27 protein-coding genes, 2 tRNA genes and 3 pseudogenes are annotated in these 23,625 nt (G+C 39.1%); 23 read left to right on the forward strand and 9 right to left on the reverse strand.

All coding sequences use genetic code 11. The features are described from left to right. Positions 1-63: 63 nt before the first annotated feature. The 7 genes and pseudogenes from BARBAKC583_RS03170 to xth form a co-directional block, all read right to left on the reverse strand. Positions 64-810 carry an amino acid ABC transporter ATP-binding protein gene (locus BARBAKC583_RS03170; RefSeq protein WP_035453066.1) on the reverse strand — a complete coding sequence of 249 codons (747 nt, stop codon included), beginning with the start codon at positions 808-810 and terminating at the stop codon, positions 64-66. An 11-nt stretch (positions 811-821) separates the two neighbouring features. Beyond that, positions 822-1,538, reverse strand: coding sequence for an amino acid ABC transporter permease (locus BARBAKC583_RS03175; protein WP_005766875.1), 717 nt, complete (start codon positions 1,536-1,538; stop codon positions 822-824). A 1-nt stretch (position 1,539) separates the two neighbouring features. Further along, complete coding sequence (locus tag BARBAKC583_RS03180) at positions 1,540-2,292, reverse strand: amino acid ABC transporter permease (RefSeq protein ID WP_005766877.1); 753 nt, start codon at positions 2,290-2,292, stop codon at positions 1,540-1,542. Between the two features lie 145 nt (positions 2,293-2,437). After that, a complete protein-coding gene (locus tag BARBAKC583_RS06955) occupies positions 2,438-3,307 on the reverse strand; it encodes a transporter substrate-binding domain-containing protein (RefSeq protein WP_244426311.1) in 870 nt (289 codons plus the stop codon). Next, positions 3,284-3,820, reverse strand: a pseudogene (locus BARBAKC583_RS07080) (amino acid ABC transporter permease); the annotation flags it as partial. The pseudogene BARBAKC583_RS07080 and the gene BARBAKC583_RS06955, both read right to left, overlap by 24 nt. Before the next feature lie 145 nt (positions 3,821-3,965). Further along, positions 3,966-4,874 carry a transporter substrate-binding domain-containing protein gene (locus BARBAKC583_RS03190; RefSeq protein ID WP_011807349.1) on the reverse strand — a complete coding sequence of 303 codons (909 nt, stop codon included), beginning with the start codon at positions 4,872-4,874 and terminating at the stop codon, positions 3,966-3,968. Between the two features lie 117 nt (positions 4,875-4,991). After that, entirely contained in the window at positions 4,992-5,783 is a 792-nt protein-coding gene (gene xth, locus BARBAKC583_RS03195; RefSeq protein WP_005766882.1) for an exodeoxyribonuclease III, read from the reverse strand. 481 nt (positions 5,784-6,264) lie between these two features. Here xth and rpsL point away from each other — a divergent pair, with 481 nt between their 5' ends. From rpsL to BARBAKC583_RS03295, 20 genes and pseudogenes are all read left to right on the forward strand, one after another. Then, a complete protein-coding gene (rpsL, locus tag BARBAKC583_RS03200) occupies positions 6,265-6,636 on the forward strand; it encodes a 30S ribosomal protein S12 (protein WP_005766884.1) in 372 nt (123 codons plus the stop codon). 31 nt (positions 6,637-6,667) lie between these two features. After that, positions 6,668-7,138: a 30S ribosomal protein S7 gene (rpsG, locus tag BARBAKC583_RS03205; RefSeq protein WP_005766885.1), complete on the forward strand. Its 471-nt coding sequence runs from the start codon at positions 6,668-6,670 to the stop codon at positions 7,136-7,138. A gap of 29 nt (positions 7,139-7,167) precedes the next feature. Continuing rightward, positions 7,168-9,252 (forward strand): elongation factor G, encoded by a 2,085-nt coding sequence (gene fusA, locus BARBAKC583_RS03210; protein ID WP_005766888.1) that lies wholly within the window; start codon positions 7,168-7,170, stop codon positions 9,250-9,252. A 64-nt stretch (positions 9,253-9,316) separates the two neighbouring features. Beyond that, positions 9,317-10,492, forward strand: coding sequence for an elongation factor Tu (gene tuf / locus BARBAKC583_RS03215; protein WP_005766892.1), 1,176 nt, complete (start codon positions 9,317-9,319; stop codon positions 10,490-10,492). Between the two features lie 68 nt (positions 10,493-10,560). Further along, positions 10,561-10,869 carry a 30S ribosomal protein S10 gene (gene rpsJ, locus BARBAKC583_RS03220; protein ID WP_005766894.1) on the forward strand — a complete coding sequence of 103 codons (309 nt, stop codon included), beginning with the start codon at positions 10,561-10,563 and terminating at the stop codon, positions 10,867-10,869. Positions 10,870-10,896: 27 nt separating this feature from the next. After that, a complete protein-coding gene (gene rplC, locus BARBAKC583_RS03225) occupies positions 10,897-11,637 on the forward strand; it encodes a 50S ribosomal protein L3 (protein ID WP_005766896.1) in 741 nt (246 codons plus the stop codon). After that, positions 11,637-12,257 carry a 50S ribosomal protein L4 gene (gene rplD / locus BARBAKC583_RS03230; protein WP_005766898.1) on the forward strand — a complete coding sequence of 207 codons (621 nt, stop codon included), beginning with the start codon at positions 11,637-11,639 and terminating at the stop codon, positions 12,255-12,257. The genes rplC and rplD overlap by 1 nt, the downstream gene beginning before the upstream one ends. Continuing rightward, on the forward strand, positions 12,254-12,547 hold the full coding sequence (locus tag BARBAKC583_RS03235) for a 50S ribosomal protein L23 (protein ID WP_005766900.1): 294 nt from the start codon (positions 12,254-12,256) through the stop codon (positions 12,545-12,547). Before rplD ends, BARBAKC583_RS03235 begins: the two co-directional genes overlap by 4 nt. 14 nt (positions 12,548-12,561) lie before the next feature. Further along, the gene (gene rplB / locus BARBAKC583_RS03240) at positions 12,562-13,395 is read left to right on the forward strand and encodes a 50S ribosomal protein L2 (protein WP_005766902.1); all 834 of its coding nucleotides are present in this window, start codon (positions 12,562-12,564) and stop codon (positions 13,393-13,395) included. Positions 13,396-13,410: 15 nt separating this feature from the next. Further along, positions 13,411-13,689, forward strand: coding sequence for a 30S ribosomal protein S19 (gene rpsS / locus BARBAKC583_RS03245; protein ID WP_005766905.1), 279 nt, complete (start codon positions 13,411-13,413; stop codon positions 13,687-13,689). A 2-nt stretch (positions 13,690-13,691) separates the two neighbouring features. Beyond that, a complete protein-coding gene (rplV, locus tag BARBAKC583_RS03250) occupies positions 13,692-14,081 on the forward strand; it encodes a 50S ribosomal protein L22 (protein ID WP_005766907.1) in 390 nt (129 codons plus the stop codon). Further along, entirely contained in the window at positions 14,081-14,791 is a 711-nt protein-coding gene (gene rpsC / locus BARBAKC583_RS03255) for a 30S ribosomal protein S3 (protein WP_005766909.1), read from the forward strand. The genes rplV and rpsC overlap by 1 nt, the downstream gene beginning before the upstream one ends. Before the next feature lie 36 nt (positions 14,792-14,827). Then, entirely contained in the window at positions 14,828-15,241 is a 414-nt protein-coding gene (rplP, locus tag BARBAKC583_RS03260) for a 50S ribosomal protein L16 (RefSeq protein ID WP_005766912.1), read from the forward strand. 12 nt (positions 15,242-15,253) lie between these two features. Next, entirely contained in the window at positions 15,254-15,454 is a 201-nt protein-coding gene (gene rpmC / locus BARBAKC583_RS03265) for a 50S ribosomal protein L29 (RefSeq protein ID WP_005766913.1), read from the forward strand. An 11-nt stretch (positions 15,455-15,465) separates the two neighbouring features. Beyond that, entirely contained in the window at positions 15,466-15,708 is a 243-nt protein-coding gene (rpsQ, locus tag BARBAKC583_RS03270; protein WP_005766915.1) for a 30S ribosomal protein S17, read from the forward strand. Positions 15,709-15,856: 148 nt separating this feature from the next. Next, positions 15,857-16,225, forward strand: a complete 369-nt coding sequence (gene rplN, locus BARBAKC583_RS03275) for a 50S ribosomal protein L14 (RefSeq protein ID WP_005766917.1) — start codon at positions 15,857-15,859, stop codon at positions 16,223-16,225. Positions 16,226-16,237: 12 nt separating this feature from the next. Then, the gene (rplX, locus tag BARBAKC583_RS03280) at positions 16,238-16,552 is read left to right on the forward strand and encodes a 50S ribosomal protein L24 (protein ID WP_005766919.1); all 315 of its coding nucleotides are present in this window, start codon (positions 16,238-16,240) and stop codon (positions 16,550-16,552) included. Next, positions 16,545-16,922 (forward strand): annotated as a pseudogene (rpl5, locus tag BARBAKC583_RS03285) (large ribosomal subunit protein uL5); the annotation flags it as partial. The gene rplX and the pseudogene rpl5, both read left to right, overlap by 8 nt. Continuing rightward, positions 16,921-17,472: pseudogene (locus BARBAKC583_RS03290) on the forward strand (alpha/beta hydrolase); the annotation flags it as partial. The pseudogenes rpl5 and BARBAKC583_RS03290, both read left to right, overlap by 2 nt. A gap of 132 nt (positions 17,473-17,604) precedes the next feature. Continuing rightward, complete coding sequence (locus BARBAKC583_RS03295; protein ID WP_011807347.1) at positions 17,605-18,129, forward strand: hypothetical protein; 525 nt, start codon at positions 17,605-17,607, stop codon at positions 18,127-18,129. A gap of 253 nt (positions 18,130-18,382) precedes the next feature. Here the strand turns inward: BARBAKC583_RS03295 and BARBAKC583_RS03300 are convergent, their stop codons facing one another. Continuing rightward, positions 18,383-20,302, reverse strand: coding sequence for a DUF1561 family protein (locus BARBAKC583_RS03300; protein WP_005766926.1), 1,920 nt, complete (start codon positions 20,300-20,302; stop codon positions 18,383-18,385). A gap of 714 nt (positions 20,303-21,016) precedes the next feature. Continuing rightward, positions 21,017-21,091: transfer RNA gene (locus tag BARBAKC583_RS03305), tRNA-Asn, on the reverse strand. Between the two features lie 187 nt (positions 21,092-21,278). On the opposite strand from BARBAKC583_RS03305, the gene BARBAKC583_RS03310 reads away from it, so the two are divergent. The 3 genes from BARBAKC583_RS03310 to BARBAKC583_RS03320 all read left to right on the forward strand — a co-directional run bounded on the left by BARBAKC583_RS03310 (position 21,279) and on the right by BARBAKC583_RS03320 (position 23,532). After that, positions 21,279-21,352 (forward strand) — tRNA-Cys (locus tag BARBAKC583_RS03310). Positions 21,353-21,586: 234 nt separating this feature from the next. After that, positions 21,587-22,261, forward strand: a complete 675-nt coding sequence (locus BARBAKC583_RS03315; protein ID WP_005766867.1) for a protein-L-isoaspartate O-methyltransferase family protein — start codon at positions 21,587-21,589, stop codon at positions 22,259-22,261. A 53-nt stretch (positions 22,262-22,314) separates the two neighbouring features. Then, complete coding sequence (locus tag BARBAKC583_RS03320; protein ID WP_011807351.1) at positions 22,315-23,532, forward strand: TolC family protein; 1,218 nt, start codon at positions 22,315-22,317, stop codon at positions 23,530-23,532. Positions 23,533-23,625 lie beyond the last annotated feature (93 nt).

The raw sequence follows: 23,625 nt of genomic DNA on the forward strand, positions 1-23,625 counted from the left end.
GAAATTTAGCCTTTTATTTATAGGGTCTGTAATATAGAGATAGCCCAAACACAACATCGCAATTTAATGACTGAGAATTTTTGATAAAAACTCTTGCGCACGCGGAGTTCTATTCTGTGGGTTAGAGAAAAACTCTTCAGATGAACAATCTTCGAGAATCGCCCCTTGATCCATAAAAATTATTCGCTTCGATACTTTCTGTGCAAAACTCATTTCATGAGTTACACAAATCATTGTCATGCCTTCCTCTGCTAAGCCCGTCATGACGTCTAATACTTCACTTACCATTTCAGGATCTAAAGCAGAAGTTGGCTCATCAAAAAGCATAACAAGCGGATCCATGGTTAAAGCACGAGCAATAGCAACGCGCTGTTGTTGACCTCCAGAAAGTTGACCAGGGTATTTATCTTTATGTTCAATAAGCCCAACACGTTCAAGATATAACAAGCCGCGCTCAAGTGCTTCTTTTTTGCTACGCTTTAAAACCTTAATTTGTGCAATTGTTAAATTTTCTGTGACGGATAAATGTGGAAAAAGTTCAAAATGTTGAAAAACCATCCCTACATGACTACGTAGTTTAGGTAAATTTGTTTCTTTTGAGTGCACTGGTATTCCATTAATCCAGATTTCACCTTTTTGAAAAGGTACCAGAGCGTTAATAGTTTTAATAAAGGTTGATTTACCTGATCCCGATGGTCCGCAAACAACTACAACCTCTCCCTTATCGATATTGGTGGTGCAGTTTTTAAGAATATTAACTTCGCCGTACCAGTTGGAAACATTTTTAATTTGGATCATATGAGTAGACATTTTTTTTCCTGTTAGCGGATAATGGATATTTTTTTCTGTAGATACAAAACTATCTGCGATAATGTAAAGCAAATGCCGAAGTAAAAAACGGCTGCTAAAATATAGGCTTCTGGTTTCACACCAAAATTGTTAGAAACAAGATCAAAGCCATTTAAGAGACTATTACCACTGATTGCATAGACAAGAGTTGTATCCTGAAAAAGGATAATAACCTGTGTTAAAAAGACTGGAAGCATATTTCTAAAAGCTTGGGGAAGAATCACAATATACATATTTTGCCAATATGTCATTCCAAGTGCGTGTCCTGCTTGTTTTTGCCCTTGCGAAATTGAGTGTATGCCGGCGCGCATAATTTCTGCAAAATAAGCAGCTTCAAATGCAGTAAAGGTAATGATTGCTGAATTATTGGCACCGATTGATGTGCCGATCAAGAAAGGCAAAAGCACAAAAAACCATAAAATAACCATGACAAGAGGTATTGAGCGCATGGCAGTTATGTAAATTGCAGCAAACCAGGAGAAAGGTTTAATAGAAGAAAGTCGCATCATTGCCAATAATACGCCGAAGATAAGTCCAAATATTGTTGCTACAAATGTTAGAAAAACACTAAAAAGCAGACCTGAAAGAATATAAGAACGGAATATTTCAAAAGTAAAAAATGAAAAATCAAAGCTTGAAAACTCAAAAGGAAAATAAGACCAAAAATTAGAGCTCATGAAATCTATCATATCAACGCTCCTGTGTCTTTAAATTAGGAATTTTAAGCATTTTCTCCATTATTGCCATCATAACAAATATGAACAATGATATGATAATATAGAGAATTGTAACTAACATGTAATTTTCATAAACATGACTTACTTCCTCAATCGTTTGATATTGAAATTGCATTAGTTCATGAATAGAAACGGCGAATGCTATAGATGAATTTTTTACTATACCCATTGCTTCTGAGGTAAGGGGTGGCAAGATAGTACGAATAGCACGCGGTATCATAATATAGCGATAACTTTGATAAGTAGTAAATCCTATTGCCATGGCTGCATAACGTTGTCCAGAAGGGATAGATTCAATTCCTGAGCGAACCTGTTCTGCGATACGTGCGGATGTAAAAAAACCTAAAGCACAGGTTATTAATATAATTGGTGAAAAATTCATTGCTGGTGGATAAATTTTAGGGACGACAAAGTACCATAAAAATACTTGTACCAGCAAAGGAATGTTACGCATAATTTCTACCCAGATTCCGCCTATAGCGCGAAATGTGTTATTGATTACGGAAGTATTAGGCAGAGTACGCACTGTTCCTATAACAACACCGACAAATACAGCTAATATTAATGAAGAAATAGAGAGTACAGCTGTATTTTTGAAGCCATCAAGAAGTGTATCCAAATAGGTATGACTTATACCAGATGTCCCAAGACATCCAGCTACTGGCATTTGAGTAAGATCATCTAAGCAAAGGAAAGAAAAGTCCATTAATCGATATTTCCTAAAGTTAGTCAGTCATCGCTTGAATTAGGATGAAAAAATTAATCATATTTACATATGCTAAACGTGTTGAAAAATTAACGCAGAAACAACCACACTTAAATCTCAGAGAATGTGGTTGTTCTTTTAAATTTTATAGGCTGTTTTCTGTATAATCTTCTTTAGGTTTATTGTTGGGATTTTCCCAAGCATGTCTTATTGATTCTGATAAAGGAAGACCTACAACAGTATTTGTAGGAGGGATTGGTTCCATAAACCATTTGTTGTATAACTTTTCAAGTGAACCGTCTTTAATTTGGCTTACGATACTATCATTGATTGCTTGTTCAAAATTTTTATCCTCTAATCGGAGCATACAAGCAATAGGTTCAACTGAAAGTACAGCATCAAGAATCATATAATCAGATGGATTTCTTGATCTAGAGATACTTCCAGCAAGAATTGAAGAGTCCATAATAAACGCGTCAGCACGGCCGGATTCTAATAACAAAAAGCTATCTGCATGATCTCTGCCATTAATGACTCTGAAGTTAATGTTTTTTGCACGTCCATTTTGACGAATAAGCTGAACAGCTGTTGTTCCGGTGGTCGTAGCGATTGTTTTTCCATTTAAATCTTGGATAGATTTAATGCCAGAGTCTTTTTTAACAGCAATTCGAACTTCTTCAACATAAGTTGTATAAGCAAATGCTACAGATCTCCCACGGGCAGTATCGTTTGTTGTAGAACCACACTCAAAATCATAAGTATTATTTTGCAACAGAGGAATTCGATTTTGTGATGTGATAGGAAGATAACGAATTCTGATTGGTTTTCCAATTTTTTTTGAAATGTCATTAATAATGTTTTCTGCCATTTCTGTATGAAATCCTGTATATCTACCATTACCAAGTGCATAAGCTAAACCGGAAGATTCGCGAACACCTAAAGTGATTCTTCCTGTTTGTTTAATTCTCTCAAGTGTATCATTTTGAGCGTGCGCGACACTCGTAAGGGGTGGCAAGATAGTACGAATAGCACGCGGTATCATAATATAGCGATAACTTTGATAAGTAGTAAATCCTATTGCCATGGCTGCATAACGTTGTCCAGAAGGGATAGATTCAATTCCTGAGCGAACCTGTTCTGCGATACGTGCGGATGTAAAAAAACCTAAAGCACAGGTTATTAATATAATTGGTGAAAAATTCATTGCTGGTGGATAAATTTTAGGGACGACAAAGTACCATAAAAATACTTGTACCAGCAAAGGAATGTTACGCATAATTTCTACCCAGATTCCGCCTATAGCGCGAAATGTGTTATTGATTACGGAAGTATTAGGCAGAGTACGCACTGTTCCTATAACAACACCGACAAATACAGCTAATATTAATGAAGAAATAGAGAGTACAGCTGTATTTTTGAAGCCATCAAGAAGTGTATCCAAATAGGTATGACTTATACCAGATGTCCCAAGACATCCAGCTACTGGCATTTGAGTAAGATCATCTAAGCAAAGGAAAGAAAAGTCCATTAATCGATATTTCCTAAAGTTAGTCAGTCATCGCTTGAATTAGGATGAAAAAATTAATCATATTTACATATGCTAAACGTGTTGAAAAATTAACGCAGAAACAACCACACTTAAATCTCAGAGAATGTGGTTGTTCTTTTAAATTTTATAGGCTGTTTTCTGTATAATCTTCTTTAGGTTTATTGTTGGGATTTTCCCAAGCATGTCTTATTGATTCTGATAAAGGAAGACCTACAACAGTATTTGTAGGAGGGATTGGTTCCATAAACCATTTGTTGTATAACTTTTCAAGTGAACCGTCTTTAATTTGGCTTACGATACTATCATTGATTGCTTGTTCAAAATTTTTATCCTCTAATCGGAGCATACAAGCAATAGGTTCAACTGAAAGTACAGCATCAAGAATCATATAATCAGATGGATTTCTTGATCTAGAGATACTTCCAGCAAGAATTGAAGAGTCCATAATAAACGCGTCAGCACGGCCGGATTCTAATAACAAAAAGCTATCTGCATGATCTCTGCCATTAATGACTCTGAAGTTAATGTTTTTTGCACGTCCATTTTGACGAATAAGCTGAACAGCTGTTGTTCCGGTGGTCGTAGCGATTGTTTTTCCATTTAAATCTTGGATAGATTTAATGCCAGAGTCTTTTTTAACAGCAATTCGAACTTCTTCAACATAAGTTGTATAAGCAAATGCTACAGATCTCCCACGGGCAGTATCGTTTGTTGTAGAACCACACTCAAAATCATAAGTATTATTTTGCAACAGAGGAATTCGATTTTGTGATGTGATAGGAAGATAACGAATTCTGATTGGTTTTCCAATTTTTTTTGAAATGTCATTAATAATGTTTTCTGCCATTTCTGTATGAAATCCTGTATATCTACCATTACCAAGTGCATAAGCTAAACCGGAAGATTCGCGAACACCTAAAGTGATTCTTCCTGTTTGTTTAATTCTCTCAAGTGTATCATTTTGAGCGTGCGCGACACTCACTATCAACCCAATGATGGCTGTTGTAATCAATACTGATAGTGATCTCCTCATTACTTCCTCCGGTTATTTTATTTTTTGCTATTGCCTTTATGATATTCTTTCGCACGCTATGTAGCATGTTTTTATTTGAGGTGGGATATTTTTTTACTTATTCCCGTGAAACAAACATTACATCTGTAAGTTATAATCGAGTTCGATCCAAACAGGCGTGTGATCTGAGGGGTTTTTATAGCCTCTCACCTCTGTTTGGCTGTAAGCGCAGATAAGCTGATCAATAGCTTCTGATGATAATAAGAAGTGATCAATACGAATGCCATTATTTTTAAACCATGCACCAGCTTGAAAATTCCAGAAACTGAAAGAGGGATCCTCTGTAACACTGCGTAAAGCATCATAAAAACCTAAATGAATGATGCGTTGAAATGCTTGTCTTGTTTGAAGAAGAAATAAAGCATCATGTTTCCATTCTTGAGGATTTTTTGCGTCTGATAAAGTTGGAATAACGTTATAATCACCTGCTAAAATGAGAGGCTCTTCGTATGTAAGTAATGATTTTGCATGTGTATATAGTCTTTCCATCCATTCCATTTTATAAAGATATTTTTCACTATTGATGGGGTTTCCATTTGGAAGATAAACAGAAGCTATACGGATAGCTCCTTTGTTTGTTGAGTAAACAGCTTCAATATAACGCGCTTGTTCATCATTATTATTGCCTGGCAAATGAGTGATAATTTCATCAGGTCTTTTTTTAGAAAGAATTGCGACGCCATTGAATTTTTTTTGACCGTGTGTTTCTATGTGATAACCAAGGCTTTCAATTGTATCGCGTGGAAAATTTTCATCAATCGTTTTAGTTTCTTGTAAGCAGACTATATCGGGTTGATTTTGCTGTAGCCACTTACAAAGTGTTTCATGTCGTGCTTTTATTCCAGCAATATTCCATGTTGCAATTCTCATAATATTAGCTTTAAGCGTCATGTGTGCAATTGGCAAGTATTATGTAGAAGTGATACAATCACTCCCAACATATTGTAGCTGTTCTTCGTATACAGAATTATTACAGCCGATGGTAGCGGCTTAAAAGCTAAATTTATATATGTTGCAATATCACTTTATTTTTATTTTAATAAACTTTCTATTGTTTGGCACTTGACGGATGTATATGTTCTCGCTATTAGAAACCGTCATAACCGATGTGAGAGTCACTAATGTTTAAGCATTAGTTTTAAATTCGCCTCAGATGAGGTTTATGAAAGTTTAGAAAAATGCTAGTGTAAGAGGCTTTTGCCTCCTCTGCCTGTGATCGGGTGAGCTGTTAATCAGTCCTACCCGATTTTTTGCATCGGTTAAGCATTTATTCCAGTTGTGCTGGGGTGAATTGGACGTGAAGAGGCCCAAGTTGGGCGAGACGAATGAAGATTGTAAAAAGGAAGGTTGTATGCCTACCGTAAACCAGTTAATTCGCAAACCGCGTGTAGTTCCGGTTAAGCGTAATAAGGTTCCTGCCCTTCAGGCAAATCCACAGAAACGTGGTGTTTGCACCCGTGTATATACGACAACACCGAAGAAGCCGAATTCTGCCCTTCGTAAAGTTGCTAAAGTTCGTTTAACAAACGGATTTGAGGTGATTGGTTATATTCCTGGTGAGGGACATAACCTTCAAGAGCACTCTGTTGTGGTGATTCGTGGTGGTCGTGTGAAGGATTTGCCAGGGGTCCGTTATCACATTATTCGTGGTTTGCTTGATACGCAAGGTGTTAAAAATCGTAAACAGCGCCGTTCGAAGTATGGCGCAAAGCGTCCGAAATAAATTGAGAGATAGAGCCTGAGAGATAGAACCAATGTCCCGTCGTCATAGAGCAGAAAAGCGTGAAATTAATCCGGATCCTAAATTTGGTGATGTGGTTATTACAAAATTTATGAATGCCATTATGTTTGATGGTAAAAAGTCGGTTGCTGAACGTATTGTTTACGGTGCACTTGATGTGGTGGAAGGGAAAGTGAAAACGGATCCAGTAGCGTTGTTTCATCAGGCGTTAGAAAATGTTGCTCCTCATATTGAGGTTCGTTCACGTCGTGTTGGTGGTGCTACTTATCAGGTTCCGGTAGATGTTCGTCCGGATCGTCGTCAGGCACTTGCTATCCGTTGGTTAATTAAAGCAGCGCGTGGGCGCAATGAGACGGCGATGATTGATCGTCTTTCTGGTGAATTGGTGGATGCAGCGAATAATCGTGGTACTGCAGTGAAGAAGCGTGAAGATGTTCACCGTATGGCTGAAGCTAATCGTGCATTTTCGCATTATCGTTGGTAGGTGTATTTTAAAGATCTAAGGCAGATAGAATGGCTCGCGAATATAAAATCGAAGACTACCGTAATTTTGGTATTATGGCGCATATTGATGCTGGTAAAACCACAATGACTGAGCGCATTTTGTTCTATACGGGTAAAAATCATAAAATCGGTGAGACGCATGATGGTGCTTCTACGATGGATTGGATGGAGCAAGAGCAGGAGCGTGGTATCACGATTACATCTGCTGCAACGACAACCTTTTGGAAGGGGCGTGATGGTCGAAAGCGGCGTTTTAATATTATTGATACGCCTGGGCACGTTGATTTTACAATTGAGGTTGAGCGTTCTTTGCGTGTTCTTGATGGTGCAATAGCGTTGTTAGATGCTAACGCTGGTGTGGAACCTCAAACGGAAACTGTTTGGCGGCAGGCTGAAAAATATCATGTGCCGCGCATGGTTTTTGTTAATAAGATGGATAAAATTGGAGCTGATTTCTATCGTAGTGTAGAAATGGTTGGTTCGCGATTGGGTGCTAAGGCGCTTGTTGTGCAGTTGCCGATTGGTTCCGAAAATGATTTTCAGGGTGTTATTGATCTTGTTGAAATGAAGGCGTTAACCTGGGATGGCTCCATTGGTGCATCGGCAATAGTATCTGAAATTCCAGCTGAATTAAAAGAAAAAGCAGAAGAATATCGTGAAAAGCTGATTGAGATGGCGGTTGAAGTTGATGAGGCTGCGACAGAGGCTTATTTAGAAGGTATTATGCCAACCAATGAGCAGCTTGAGGCTCTTATTCGTAAGGGAACGATAGAAGTTCAATTTCATCCAGTTCTTTGTGGTACGGCTTTTAAAAACAAAGGGGTTCAGCCACTTTTGGATGCTGTTGTTTCTTATCTTCCTTCACCAGTTGATATTCCAGCTATTGGTGGTATTGATGTTAAGACTGAAGCTGAGACAGTGCGTGAATCTTCGGATAATGCTCCACTTTCTATGCTTGCTTTCAAAATTATGAATGATCCATTTGTTGGTTCGTTGACTTTTTGTCGCATTTATTCTGGTAAAGTTCAAAAAGGTATTTCTCTTGAAAATACTGTAAAAGGAAAAAGAGAGCGTTTGGGGCGTATGCTTCAAATGCATTCAAATTCTCGTGAAGATATTGAAGAAGCGTTTGCAGGTGACATTGTTGCTCTTGCTGGGCTTAAGGAAACGACAACAGGTGACACTCTTTGTGATCCGTTGAAACCTGTTATTTTAGAACGAATGGAGTTTCCGGAACCTGTTATAGAAATTGCAATTGAGCCAAAAACAAAGGCAGACCAAGAAAAAATGGGTATTGCGCTTAATCGGTTGGCGGCAGAAGATCCCTCATTTCGTGTTAAGTCAGATGAAGAATCTGGTCAAACGATCATTGCTGGAATGGGTGAGCTTCATCTTGATATTATTGTCGATCGTATGCGGCGTGAATTTAAAGTTGAAGCTAATGTGGGGCAGCCTCAAGTTGCTTATCGTGAATCGATTACGAAAGTTGCTGAAATTGACTATACTCACAAAAAGCAATCTGGTGGTTCTGGACAGTTTGCTCGTGTGAAGATTGTTTTTGAACCTCATGATGGTGATGATTTTGTGTTTGAGTCAAAGATTGTTGGTGGTGCTGTTCCTAAAGAGTATATTCCAGGTGTTCAAAAGGGAATTGAAAGCGTTATGGGATCAGGTCCTCTTGCAGGCTTCCCTATGCTTGGTGTAAAAGCTACTCTTATTGATGGTGGCTATCATGATGTTGATTCTTCTGTTTTGGCTTTTGAAATTGCTGCACGTGCAGCATTTCGAGAAGGAGCAAAAAAAGCTGGTGCACAGCTTCTTGAGCCAATTATGAAGGTAGAGGTTGTTACGCCTGAAGATTATGTTGGTGATGTGATTGGTGATTTGAACTCTCGTCGGGGACAGATTTCTGGTACTGAAGCTCGTGGTATTGCTACAGTAGTGAATGCAATGGTTCCTTTGGCAAATATGTTCGGTTATGTAAATACGCTTCGCTCAATGAGTCAGGGGCGTGCTCAATATACAATGCAGTTTAGTCACTATGAACCTGTTCCTTCGGTTGTAGCTCAGGAGATTCAAAAGAAATACGCGTGATTTTTGGGTTGCGCATTAACTTTAAACTTAGTCCTTGGTTGGGATAAAAATATGGAGAGCTCAAATGGCAAAGAGCAAATTTGAACGTACGAAGCCGCATGTTAATATTGGCACGATTGGTCACGTTGACCATGGTAAGACGTCATTGACAGCAGCGATTACGAAGTATTTTGGTGAATTTAAAGCCTATGACCAAATTGATGCGGCCCCTGAAGAGCGGGCGCGTGGGATTACCATTTCTACTGCACATGTTGAATATGAAACAGATCAGCGTCACTATGCGCATGTTGATTGTCCTGGGCATGCAGACTATGTGAAGAATATGATCACAGGGGCAGCGCAAATGGATGGTGCTATTCTGGTGGTTTCTGCGGCAGATGGTCCAATGCCTCAGACCCGTGAGCATATTTTGTTAGCGCGTCAGGTTGGTGTTCCTGCGATTGTTGTTTTTTTGAATAAAGTTGATCAGGTTGATGATGCTGAGCTTTTGGAACTTGTTGAGCTTGAGGTTCGGGAGCTTCTTTCAAAATATGATTTTCCAGGGGATGATATACCGATTGTTAAGGGGTCAGCATTAGCTGCTCTTGAAGATTCGGATAAAAGCATAGGAGAGGATGCTGTTCGTCTTTTAATGAGTGAGGTTGATAGATATATACCGACCCCTGAGCGTCCAGTTGATCAATCATTTTTGATGCCGATAGAGGATGTGTTTTCGATTTCAGGGCGTGGAACGGTTGTAACCGGTCGTGTTGAGCGTGGAGTTGTTAAAGTTGGTGAAGAAATTGAGATTGTAGGGATACGTCCAACGTCTAAGACGACGGTTACTGGTGTTGAGATGTTTCGCAAGCTTTTGGATCAAGGTCAAGCCGGTGATAATATTGGTGCATTGCTTCGTGGTATTGACCGTGAGGGGATTGAGCGTGGTCAGGTTTTAGCGAAACCTGGTTCCGTGACTCCGCATACCAAATTTAAAGCGGAAGCTTATATTTTGACGAAAGACGAAGGGGGACGTCATACGCCGTTTTTTACGAATTATCGTCCTCAGTTTTATTTTCGTACGACAGATGTGACAGGGATTGTTACGCTTCCTGAAGGAACAGAAATGGTTATGCCTGGTGATAATGTTGCGATGGATGTATCTTTGATTGTTCCTATTGCCATGGAAGAGAAGCTTCGTTTTGCGATCCGTGAAGGGGGGCGTACTGTTGGGGCTGGTATCGTTTCTAAAATCATCGAGTAATTAGAATAATTGTTTAGGAGCGCCTTTATTTTTTTTAAGGCATTTCGCATAACAGGGAAATGAAGAGCATGAATGGTCAGAATATCCGCATTCGCTTAGAAGCGTTTGATCATCGGATTCTTGACGTGTCAACACAAGAGATTGTGTCGACCGCCAAGCGTACTGGCGCCAATGTCCGTGGTCCTATTCCGCTTCCAACGCGGATTGAGAAGTTTACGGTCAATCGTGGGCCACATATTGATAAGAAGAGTCGTGAGCAATTTGAGATGCGCACTCATAAGCGTCTTCTTGATATCATTGATCCAACGCCGCAAACGGTAGATGCACTAATGAAGCTCGATCTTTCTGCTGGTGTAAATGTTGAAATCAAGCTCTGAGGTTTGAGAACAGAAGGAACAAACCCGATGCGTTCAGGTGTAATAACACAGAAGTTGGGCATGACCAGTATCTATAATGACACTGGTGAAAGAGTGCCCGTAACAGTGCTTCGTTTAGAGAATTGTCAGGTTATTGCTCAGCGTACAGTTGAAAAGAATGGTTATACTGCTGTTCAATTAGGTGTAGGGCTTGCAAAATTTGAAAAAACCTCAAAAGCTCTTCGTGGGCACTTTTCTAAGGCTTTAGTTGAACCTAAGGCTAAAATAGTGGAATTCCGTGTTAGTTCCGATAATCTTCTTGATGTCGGTACTGAGATTACGGTAGAGCATTTTGTTCCTGGGCAAAGAGTCGATGTAACAGGAACGAGTATAGGTAAGGGTTTTGCCGGCGTTATGAAACGGCATAATTTTGGTGGGCATCGTGCTTCACATGGTAATTCAATTACACATCGTGCTCATGGTTCGACAGGTCAGTGTCAGGATCCAGGTAAGGTGTTTAAAGGTAAAAAAATGGCTGGCCATATGGGGCAGGTGCGTGTAACAACACAAAATGTTGAAGTTGTTTCTATAGATGTTGATCGCGGTTTAATTTTGGTGCGTGGTGCTGTTTCTGGTTCTAAGGGGGCTTGGGTTTTAGTTCGGGATGCCGTAAAAAAGCGTCTTCCTGATAATGCTCCAAGACCTGCTGGTGTTCGCAGTCCTGCTAATGTGAAAGTGAAGCCGGCGACTCCAATAGCAGAAGTCTCTGTAGCTGAGGGAGTCGAATAATGGATCTTATAATTAAAACTCTTGATGGTAAAAAAACTGGTGAACTAAGTGTTTCCGAGCATGTTTTCGGTCTTGTTCCGCGAGAAGATATTTTGCAGCGTGTTGTTCGTTGGCAGCTTGCACGTCGTCAAAAGGGAACGCATAAGGTACAGGGGCGTTCTGATATATCCCGAACTGGGGCAAAAATGTATAAGCAAAAAGGAACAGGGCGTGCTCGGCATTCATCTGCTCGTGCTCCACAGTTTCGAGGTGGTGGTAAGGCACATGGTCCAGTAATACGTAGTCATGCTCATGGCCTTCCTAAAAAAAGTCGTGCACTTGGGTTACGTTTAGCTCTGTCAGCGAAGTTTAAGGCAAATGACTTAATTGTAATTGATGAGTTTAATCTCCAAGATCCTAAAACAAAAGTACTTGCTACGAATTTTTCTAAACTTGGTTTTAATAATGCCTTATTGATTGGTGGCAAAGAGATTGATGTGAATTTCTTTCGCGCAGCATCTAATATTCCTAATATTGATGTTTTGCCTATTCAAGGAATTAATGTTTATGATATTCTACGTCGCAGCAAGCTTGTTTTATCAAAAAAAGCTGTTGAAGCCCTTGAGGAGCGTTTCAAATGACGAATCTTCGCCATTATGATGTAATTGTCAGTCCAGTTATCAGTGAAAAATCAACTATGATTTCTGAATATGATCAGGTTGTCTTTAATGTTGCATTAAAAGCGACAAAACCGCAGATTAAGGCTGCTATTGAAGCGCTTTTTGGTGTTAAAGTCAAAGCGGTTAATACGATAACTCGTAAAGGTAAAATGAAGCGCTTTAAAGGCATTGTTGGTCGGCAAAGTAATATAAAAAAGGCGATTGTGACGCTAGTTAAAGGTCAATTAATTGATCTTTCTACAGGTCTTTAGGGAGACTCGGAAACATGGCACTTAAGCACTTTAATCCAACTACGTCTGGGCAGCGACAACTTGTAATTGTGGATCGCTCTGGTCTCTATAAGGGTAAACCTGTAAAAACGCTGACAGAAGGTTTGTTATCAAAAGGTGGGCGTAATAATTCCGGTAAAATTACTGCTCGTTTTCAAGGGGGGAGACATAAGCGTAGTTATCGATTTATTGATTTTAAGCGTCTCAAACTTGATGTATCTGCAAAGGTTGAGCGTTTGGAATATGATCCAAATCGTACAGCGTTCATTGCATTAATTCGTTATGAAGATGGACAATTGAGTTATATTCTCGCGCCGCAACGTCTTGATGTTGGTGATACTGTTGTTGCTGGTTTAAGTGTTGATGTTAAGCCTGGTAATGCGATGCCTCTTGGTAATATGCCGGTAGGTGCAATAGTTCACAATGTTGAAATGAAACCTGGAAAAGGTGGTCAGATTGCGCGTTCAGCAGGGGCTTATGCACAATTAGTTGGACGAGATCAAGGAATGGCTATTCTTCGGCTCAATTCTGGAGAACAGCGTTTAGTTTCTAGTAATTGTTTTGCGACTGTTGGTGCTGTTTCAAATCCTGATCATGGAAATATTAATGATGGCAAGGCTGGTCGTTCACGTTGGCGTGGGAAGCGTCCACATGTTCGTGGTGTTGCTATGAACCCGGTTGATCATCCACATGGTGGTGGTGAAGGTCGTACGTCGGGTGGTCGTCATCCAGTGTCTCCTTGGGGTAAGCCTACGAAAGGTAAGCGTACACGCTCCAATAAAGCCACTGATAAGTTTATTATGCGCTCGCGTCATCAGCGCAAAAAATAAGAGAGGTAGTCTAAAGTGGTTCGCTCAGTTTGGAAAGGTCCGTTTGTTGACGGCTATCTTCTTGGAAAAGCAGAGAAGGTCCGTGCAAGTGGGCGTAACGAAGTTATTAAAATTTGGAGTCGTCGCTCTACTATTTTGCCGCAATTTGTTGGTTTGACTTTTGGCGTCCACAACGGCAATAAGCATATTCCTGTTTTTGTTTCTGAAGAAATGGTTGGGCATAAATTTGGTGAGTTTGCTCCTACTCGGACCTATTATGGACATGGTGCAGATAAAAAGGCGAAGAGGAAGTAATAATGGGTAAAGCTAAGGTTCTGCGCCAGCTTAAAGATAATGAAGCGAAAGCTGTTACTCGGATGATTCGTGTTAGTCCGCAAAAGCTCAATTTGGTCGCTGCAATGATTCGTGGTAAGAAAGTTGATGTAGCGCTAGCTGATTTGATGTTTTCGCGTAAGCGTATTGCACAAACAGTCAAGAAAACTCTTGAGTCAGCGATTGCAAATGCAGAAAATAATCATGATCTCGATATTGATTCGTTAATCGTTTCAGAAGCACATGTTGGTAAATCAATTGTGATGAAGCGTTTTCATGTTCGTGGTCGTGGGCGTGCTAGTCGAATTGAACGTCCATTCTCGCATCTTACTGTTATTGTTCGTGAAGTTATTGAAAAAGGGGAGGCTGCATAATGGGTCAGAAAATTAATCCAATAGGGCTTCGTCTCGGAGTTAATCAGACTTGGAGTTCACGCTGGTATGCCGATAGTGGTGAATATGGGCGTCTCTTGCATGAAGATTTAAAAATTCGTTCATACGTAATGGAAGAATTGAAACAGGCAGCTATTTCTAAGGTTATTATTGAACGCCCTCATAAGAAGTGTCGTGTAACTATTCATTCTGCGCGTCCTGGTCTTATCATTGGTAAAAAGGGTGCTGATATTGAGAAGCTCCGTCATCAGCTTTCGGAAATGACAAATGCTGAAACTTCGCTCAATATCGTTGAAATTCGTAAACCAGAAATTGATGCGACAATCATTGCGCAATCAGTTGCTCAGCAGCTTGAACGCCGTGTTGCTTTCCGACGTGCTATGAAGCGTGCTGTTCAATCAGCTATGCGTCTTGGAGCCGAAGGTATTCGTATTAACTGTTCTGGTCGTCTTGGTGGTGCTGAAATTGCTCGTATGGAATGGTACCGCGAAGGTCGTGTACCACTTCATACTTTGCGTGCTGATGTTGATTACAGCACAGCAGAGGCTAGGACTGCTTATGGTGTTTGTGGTGTTAAAGTTTGGGTCTTTAAGGGTGAAATCCTTGAGCATGATCCAATGGCTTCGGAGCATCGTGCTACGAGGAATGATAATTCAAGTTCTTCATTGAACCGCCGCCGTGAAAGTGTTTAATTTTTATGATTAAAAAAGGATTTGGAGTAAAGAGCAATGTTGCAGCCAAAGCGCACAAAGTTCCGTAAGCAATTCAAAGGTCGTATTCACGGTGCTTCGAAAGGTGGTACGGATTTGAATTTTGGTGCTTACGGCCTGAAGGTTGTCGAGCCAGAGCGTATTACTGCGCGTCAAATTGAAGCAGCTCGTCGTGCAATTACACGTTACATGAAGCGTTCTGGTCGTGTATGGATACGTGTTTTCCCAGATCTTCCCGTTACATCTAAACCAACTGAAGTTCGTATGGGTAAAGGTAAGGGAAGTGTTGACTATTGGGCAGCACGTGTTGCGCCTGGGCGTATTATGTTTGAGCTTGATGGTGTTCCTGAAGATGTTGCGCGTGAAGCTCTTAGGTTGGGTGCTGCAAAGCTACCTATTAAGACTCGTTTCATTCAGCGTATTGTTGAGTAAAGAGGTTAAACGATGAAAGCCAAAGAATTACGAGCACAAACGCTCGATCAAATAAAGGATGGATTGGCTAGCTTAAAGAAAGAGCAGTTTAATCTGCGATTTCAAAAGGCAACAGGGCAGTTAGAAAAAACTGCACGTGTTAAGCAAGTTCGCCGTGATATTGCACGTATTAAAACTTTTTTTCGTCAAAAGATGGATGAAAGCAAAGCTTAAGGAAATAAGAGATGCCTAAACGCATTTTGCAAGGCGTTGTCGTTAGCGACAAAAGTGATAAGACTATTATTGTTAAGGTGGAGCGCCGTTATTCTCATCCGCTCCTTCAGAAGACAGTTCGGCAGTCTAAGAAGTACAAGGCGCATGATGAGAACAATCAATTCAAAATTGGAGATCAGGTTTCTATTCAGGAATCTAGGCCAATTTCGAAAGATAAGCGTTGGATTGTTGTTAAAGACAGTGTAGTGTGTTAAATAAACTGTTTAATTGGTTTAAAATTTATCATTGATTTTATTTCTATTGGTAAATTTTTCTAGCAATAACTACGCTGTCATTTGGCGGGCAAATCCAGGTATGTTAACAGCATGACTGGATGTGGATATTAAGAAGAGGTGGCCAGTTATGATTCAGATGCAAACAAACCTCGACGTTGCAGATAATTCTGGTGCGCGTCGTGTCATGTGCATCAAGGTGCTAGGCGGTTCAAAGCGGAAATATGCTTCGGTCGGCGACATTATTGTCGTTTCGGTTAAAGATGTTATTCCTCGTGGCCGCGTAAAAAAGGGTGACGTGATGAAGGCTGTGGTGGTTCGTACCGCTAAAGATATTCGTCGCGCAGATGGTAGTGTGATTCGTTTTGATAGGAATGCTGCTGTTCTAGTTGATAACAAAAAAGAGCCGATCGGTACACGTATCTTTGGACCAGTTCCTCGCGAACTCCGTGGTAAAAACCATATGAAGATCGTTTCACTCGCTCCTGAAGTATTATAGGAGGCGAATATCATGAAGAAGATTCGAAAAGGTGATAGAGTTGTTATTTTATCTGGTAATGATAAAGGGCGTAGCGGTGAGGTTATAAAAGTGAATCCAGGAGAGAGTAAAGCTCTTGTTCGTGGAATTAATATGGTTAAACGTCATCAGCGCCAAACACAAAAGCAAGAAGCTGGAATTATTTCTAAAGAAGCTCCTATTCATTTATCTAATTTGGCGATTGCTGATCCTAAAGATGGTAAGCCTACACGTGTGGGCTTTCGTATGAATGCAGATGGTGGTAAGGTTCGTTTTGCCAAGCGTTCAGGAGAATTGATTGATGGCTGAAGAAAAACAAAAGCCGCGCATGAAAGTGCATTATGTTGGAGTCATTCGTAAAATACTTCAGGAGAAATTTCATTATAAAAATGAAATGCAGATTCCGCGCGTTGATAAAATTGTGATCAACATGGGAATTGGTGAGGCAACTTCCGATTCCAAAAAACCATCTATTGCAGCTGGAGATTTGTCATTAATAACAGGTCAAAAGGCTGTTGTGACTTATGCAAGTAGCTCTATTGCAGGCTTTAAAGTTCGTGAAGGAATGCCACTTGGAGCTAAAGTTACCTTACGTAAGGATCGTATGTTTGAGTTTTTGGATCGTCTTGTCACGATTGCACTTCCACGGGTTCGTGATTTTCGTGGTCTAAATCCAAAGTGAAACGAATGCTGATCAAATTTCTGTTATCGCACATTCAATGGGCAATTTTGTTATAATGGAAGCATTCAGAACTTTAGCTTTGCAAAGAAAGTATAAGCCAATTCGCCGTATTACAAGTTTTTTAATGGCTGCACCAGATATTGATATTGATGTGTTTGAGCGTCAATTGAATGATATTAAAAAGCTACCGAATCCAACAGCTGTTTTGGTATCTCGTAAGGATAAAGCTCTTGCTGTTTCAGGGCGTCTTACAGGGGGACATTCTCGTTTAGGAGATGGTTTAAGTATTGAAATGTTACGGAAAAATGGAATAGCTGTACTTGATGTCTCTAACGTTGATGGTGGAGCCCATAATGTATTTGCCTCTTCACCAACATTAATGACTCTGTCTCGAGAAGGTTCTTTATCCTCGACAATTATGCAAGGTACAGAATTTTCATCTAGTCAAGCAATGCTTGCTGACAGTAGCAATGTCTTAAAAGAAACAACAAACTTTACTTTTTATGCGCCTATTCATTTGTTCTCTGTGGTTGATTTTGATCCTTAAAAGTATATAGGAAGCAGATAAAAAAATAAATATAAATGAATTAAAGCTAATTTTAGCAATTTCTTTAGAATAGTTTTGTAGAGTAAAATAGATAGTGGGGTAATATAAAACCAGTCATTAAGTGAGTTTGTGATGGTTATGCAAAAACACTATACTAATACATCTACATTAGTTGATTATTTGTCTCATTATGCAGCTAGATTATCCGATATTCATACTATACTGTTGAAGATCAAAAAGAATAACAAGGATAGGTCCCCGGATTTATTGCGCCGAATTGATGCAACCGAGAAGCAATTAGGTGAGATGGGGCGTGTTCTTATCATGGAATATCGTCAGCATCAAGAAAATGAACGTTTTTTAAAACAGATTTTAGTGTCAATTTCTGATCAACTTTTTTTACTTAATAACGATTTTAAAGAAACTGGTCATCTTTTGCTACAAGAAATTAGAACGCTTCAATTTCAGACACAATGCTCTTGTAAAGGTGAAGAAAAGCAGCGTTTTCTCTATGATCAAAAATCTTCTTGTTCTCAGTCCAAAATTGATGAAATTATCAAACGATTACAAAAAGCACGAGAACAACTTTCTGTTGAAAACCCACATCTCTTTGAAAAAGAGATCAAAGTTAAAATAAAAAATAAAATACTTTACTAATTAAGTATTTAAAGCACAAAAACTATTCGACTAATTATCAAACTTTTTCTAACAGGGTTATTTTTGAGGGCAAGGCGAATAGTAGTTTTCCTAATAGAAGAAAGGCTCATAGGATAAATATCATTTAAATGGGTTTTAATCTTCATTGAAATTGAAAGAATTTGGTACTTTTTATTTGTTTAAAACAATTTATATTCACTGGATTTTTATTGTTTTTACCAAGTTCTTTCATTGTTGCAGTACTCTTTAATTTTCATTGAACCGCACATCTGCCACTATCACACTGATTAAGAAGAGAAGTTCTTGGCAATTGCCTATTGCCTCTTCTATTTTCTCCTTCTCCAGTGCAATTTCTTTGAGATATGTAAACACTTAGAGGAATTTCATCAAGTTGGGCCATTTGATAAGTTATGAGTGAGTGAAGTATTTGAGTCCTCCCAATTGAAAGATAATGTATTAATGCGTCTATATTTGTCGTTGGGGTAAGCGCCAATCTAAATTGGTCCAAAGTCAAAATGTGTAGTATGTTTGTAGGGATTAATACAAGCCCTTGGTTTGTTCTTAAAATAGGTTGGACATGACCTATTATGTTTGAACCACCTCTATCTGATCTGACAATTGAAACATACCAAGCTGTTCCAGGAGGAGCAGTTAACAGGTCTTGAAGTCTACTCCTCATTTCTTCCTCTGTTCTTGCCATAGTTGAAGGCCGCCAATTATACTGAGGTAACAACATTAATGCGGCTGAGCGAGTTACTCTGCTCGTTCGTGTATAACTATCTTCACCTACATGCCAAGGTAAATTAACGTAATTTTCTGTAGTTTGCAGTCTTTCTGCAAGTTCAGGAAATCTTTGACGAAAGGAGATAAATGGATCCCTATCTGGATGCGTATCAAAGAAGTATCCTCCACTTTGACGAGGTCCACCTATATTATCTTCCTGCAATTCAGCAAGCATTTGCAGAGTATGCAGCATACAAGGGCCACAAAAAGCAATATGTTCTTGACCTGCAACAGTAGAACTTCTAGCAATGTCATATAGTCTTTGTATCCATGCATCAGTGAGAGTAAAATCAGGAGGTAAAGACCGTTTACTTCGTGTCTTTGAAGTAGAAGTCTGTACGACATTTTCCTTTTTTCCCGGAGCAGGGCAATAGACAAGTGTATCCCCTAAATTTCCATTGACATAGCGACCCCAACGATCAAAATCATAAGCAAAAAGAAACTCAGATTTAGGAGAATTTTGAGTATCTTGTTTCAGGTAATCAGGTTTAACTGTGTAAGGAGACCCCCAACTAATACCATATTGGGTAACGCGTAAAAAATTACCCTGATGATCTAGGAGTGGCCCTTCGCGTCCGTATAATTGAGAAATATCCCAGAAACCAATGTCTTTGGTTTGAGAAACAGTATCATCACAAAATTTCCATCCTACCCAATTCCAATTATCTGAAGTGGATTGTTGGGAAGTCATGCAAGATAGTACTCCCGTGGAAGGAAAATATCTGAAAATATGGCCATTGTCTGGATTGTAATATAGATCAAAAACATCTGATCTAGATCCATAGTCTGTAATATAGTAGGTAGAGAAGCTAGAGCCGCTTACAAATTTCCATCCGATGAAAGTTTTGATATTACTATTGACCGGAGTAGCAATAATCTTTGCCCATGAATCCATCATACTCAGGGTATGATCATAGTAATCATTTTTGTTTTTTGAGATGTAAGCGTACCATTTATAGTCTTTAACGCGAAATTTTTTATCAGCTGTATAAAATGCATTGCCTTCAATGATCCATTGTTGGTTGGGATCATTGATCACACAAGGTCTTAATAGGAGATAATCCCAATCCTCTGTAGATTGTCCACCAATCCCTGTAACGGAGCTAGGAGCAGTCATGCATAACCAAACATTATTGACATTCCAAGCGACTCTTTTAAAGAGGTCATATCGAGCAAATTTAACGCTGGCAGAAGAGCAATAGGTGATGTAAACATAACTTTCCCCATTCACAAATGCTGGGGCATAGCAATATTCTCCTCCTGTATGGACCTTAACGTGAATAGATTTATCATGAGGATCGTCAGGTTTTTTTTGTGGCACAGGAGCTGCAGAAGAGGTATGAATAGTCATTAACAGGCTAAAGAAAAATAAAAACGGTTTCAGTTTCATTTTTTTGTTTCCTTTGTGACCTCCCTCCCACTATGATGCTGGTAAGTTAATTAGAAAGTTATGCTTTAGACCTTCCTCAAAGAACAGTTTATAGTGTGCTTATTAAATTTTATGATGATTTATATTGTTTGCTTTCGTGACAAACATACTTAGATATCAATAAATCAACAGCAGAGCACTGATTATGTAATAGTTGACACATTTTCTTATGTTAGTGATCCTATTCTCACTAAGAGCTACAATTAGGATTAAAGAGCTATCCATAAAATTTGTCAGACATGTTAAACCTTAGCCGATTTATATAACTGGTATATGCTTTGTTCTGAAAGTTAAAAGAATATAGTTTATAAAATTTGATTAATGAAGATATCTAAAGTTGAAAATATTGCGTTCACGTTAATTGAGGTAGAATCTTGATTAAGATCACAAGAAAAATCGGAGAAAAACTTTTTCAGAAGATAGTAAATCCTCCTACTATAGGGTGAAATGATGTCTTGCTTAACGCAATGGAACAAAGCCTGTTAATTTCTGATTTTGAGTGCTTTAAAAATAATACACAATATTGTCTGCATACATTTGAAGAAATAATTTTAGAAAATTAAAAGACAAAAAAGAAAGCTATGAGAAAAGCTGGAAAATTCTATTCTATCACCTTGCTATATTACTTCTTATTCTTAAAGAACCAAAGTGAAATGTTACATAAAAAATAAAAAATGGCTCCCCGGGCCGGATTCGAACCAGCGACCAACCGGTTAACAGCCGGTTGCTCTACCGCTGAGCTACCGAGGAACAATACTCAGTTTCTAATAATGAACGAGACTATAGCGAAGCAGTATTGATTTGCAAAGAAAAAAATTTCTTTTTTAAAAAAAATATCAGAAATTCCATAGAAAGAGGAAAAAAGGTTGAAGAAGCTGTCTGTCACTTGACGAATATGTTCTCTTCCCTTATTGAAAATTTTCACATTTATTGATGAGGCCTTGTGGCGGAATGGTTACGCAGAGGACTGCAAATCCTTGTATCCCGGTTCGATTCCGGGCGAGGCCTCCAATTTATTTTGATCTATTTGATTAGTGCTTTCAAATAAACGGTTTTCTTTTTTTCAATAAGAACACTTTTCTGTGAATTAGACCTAACCGGAATTTTGTTGCAATTGGAGTCTTGTTATTGACGGGAGCATGCTTTTTTGTCACACTCAAAGTAAGAGATAATTTGTGTCTTAGCTATTCCAATTTGTTGTGGTGCTTGTCGTAGGTAGGTGTAGGTAGGAGGGAAGAGCTAGTTATGGTTGCAAATTTCACAGAGCTTCGCCGCAAAATGGTTGATAATCAGATTCGTACTGTGGATGTAACGAATTTATCGATTCTTGAAGCATTTTTAACGGTGCCACGTGAAGATTTTGTACCAGAAGATGTTAAAGATTTAAGTTACCTTGATACTGATATTCTTATTTTTCCACCACAAGGTGATATCCCTGCGAGTTATTTGATGAAACCTGCGTCTTTAGCAAAGCTGTTACAGCTTGCAGCCGTAAAACCATCGGATAGTGTATTAGACATTGGTGCAAATAGTGGTTATTGTGCAGCCTTGCTTTCAAAGCTTGCTAAATCTATTATTGCGTTGGAAAGCAATAAGGCGCTTTCGAAACAAGCTGCTGAACTTTTAGAACGCTATCAGTGTGATAATGTGGTTGTTGTGCATGGATTATTGGAGAAGGGGTGTGCTGTTAAGGGGCCCTATGATTTAATTTTTATTGAAGGTGCTGTTGATTTTATTCCTGATGGTATCTTTGATCAAATGAAAGAAGGGGGGCGCCTTCTTGTGGTTGAAGGGCATGGTAATGCTGGTATTGCGCAAATCTATATAAAGGAAGAGGGGAGTATTTCGGCTCGTCGTGGTTTTAACCTTTCTGTAAAGCCGCTTTCCGAATTTTTAAGAATACCTGACTTTGTGTTTTAGTATTTGCAGCACCTAGTGAATAGAAAATAGATGATTAATTTGGGATTTATATCGTGTTTAAAATAAGCAAGAAATTTCAGGTATGTTTGTTACTTACATTAGGAACTTTTGTCTCAGGATCAGCTTACGCCGATACATTAGAAAATGCTTTAGCTAAAGCTTATGTATATAATGCTAAATTAAACTACGAGCGCGCAGCTACGCGTATAGCAAATGATGATGTAACGATTGCGCGTGCTGGTTTTCTACCGCAAATTGATGGGATTGGGAACTATAATCGAAATAATGCTACAGGTTCTTATAAGAATTCTGGTTCCATAGAACTAAGAATAAATCAAAGATTGTTTGATTTTGTTACACAAAATGTGTTTTTATCAGCTCAAGTTAAAATGCAAGCACAGCGTGAATCTTTTCGTAATGCTGAACAAAATTTGTTTCTAGATGTTATAAAAGCGTATGCTAACGTATATCAAACGCGTCGTATTGCTGAGCTTCGTCGAGAAAATTTATTTGCTCAGGCACAAGCAGCGCGCTCTTTCGCTGTCTCTGAGTATAGTCTTGCACGTTCTGAAGCAAAATCAGCGGAAGCAATTTATCAGCAAGTTGTAGGAGATTATCCCGCAAAGTTGGAGTCTCCTTCAGGGGCAAAAGAATTGCCGGAGAGTCTTGATATTGGTTATCAAATTGCTGTTGTTACGCATCCAGCAATTCTTTACGCAAAATATTTGGTTGATGCTAGTTCATACAATGTAAAAGCAAAAGAGGGAGCAATGTTTCCTAAGCTTGATCTCTCTGCATCCATGTCCTATAATCGGGCTTATGGTATTCCTGGAGGAGATAGTGTTTCTCAATCAGTAGGGCTTTCATTAAGTGTTCCGATTTTTGAGGGTGGGCGCACTTCTGCACAGGTTCGCCAATCGAGGGAACAATTTGAACAGGCTCGTCTTCAGTTTGATTTGGCTCAAAGTGATGTAAAACAGGCACTCGCTTCTGCCTGGTTTCAATTGGAGGGCACGCGCGCATCTGTTGTAGCTTATCGCGAGAGTGTACGTGCTGCAGAAATTGCTCTCAAAGGTCGTATGCAAGAGAACCGTTTAGGGCAGGCAACGACGTTGGATGTTTTAAAGTCCCGCACTGAGTTGATTAATGCTCAGATTTCACTAGTAACTGCAGAACGAAATGCTATTATTGCGAGTTATACTGTTCAATCTTCTATTGGTAGACTAACGGCAAGTTATTTAGGATTGAAGGCTACTCAAGATACTCACTAAAAACATAAGAAAGAAGCGTTTTTTTGTGTTTAAGTAATCTTGGAATGCTATTTTCTGTTATCGAGGTAAATAAAAGTTGTGTGTGGTTTATCT

It is taken from the genome of Bartonella bacilliformis KC583 (assembly GCF_000015445.1).
In the GTDB taxonomy this organism is placed as follows: domain Bacteria; phylum Pseudomonadota; class Alphaproteobacteria; order Rhizobiales; family Rhizobiaceae; genus Bartonella; species Bartonella bacilliformis.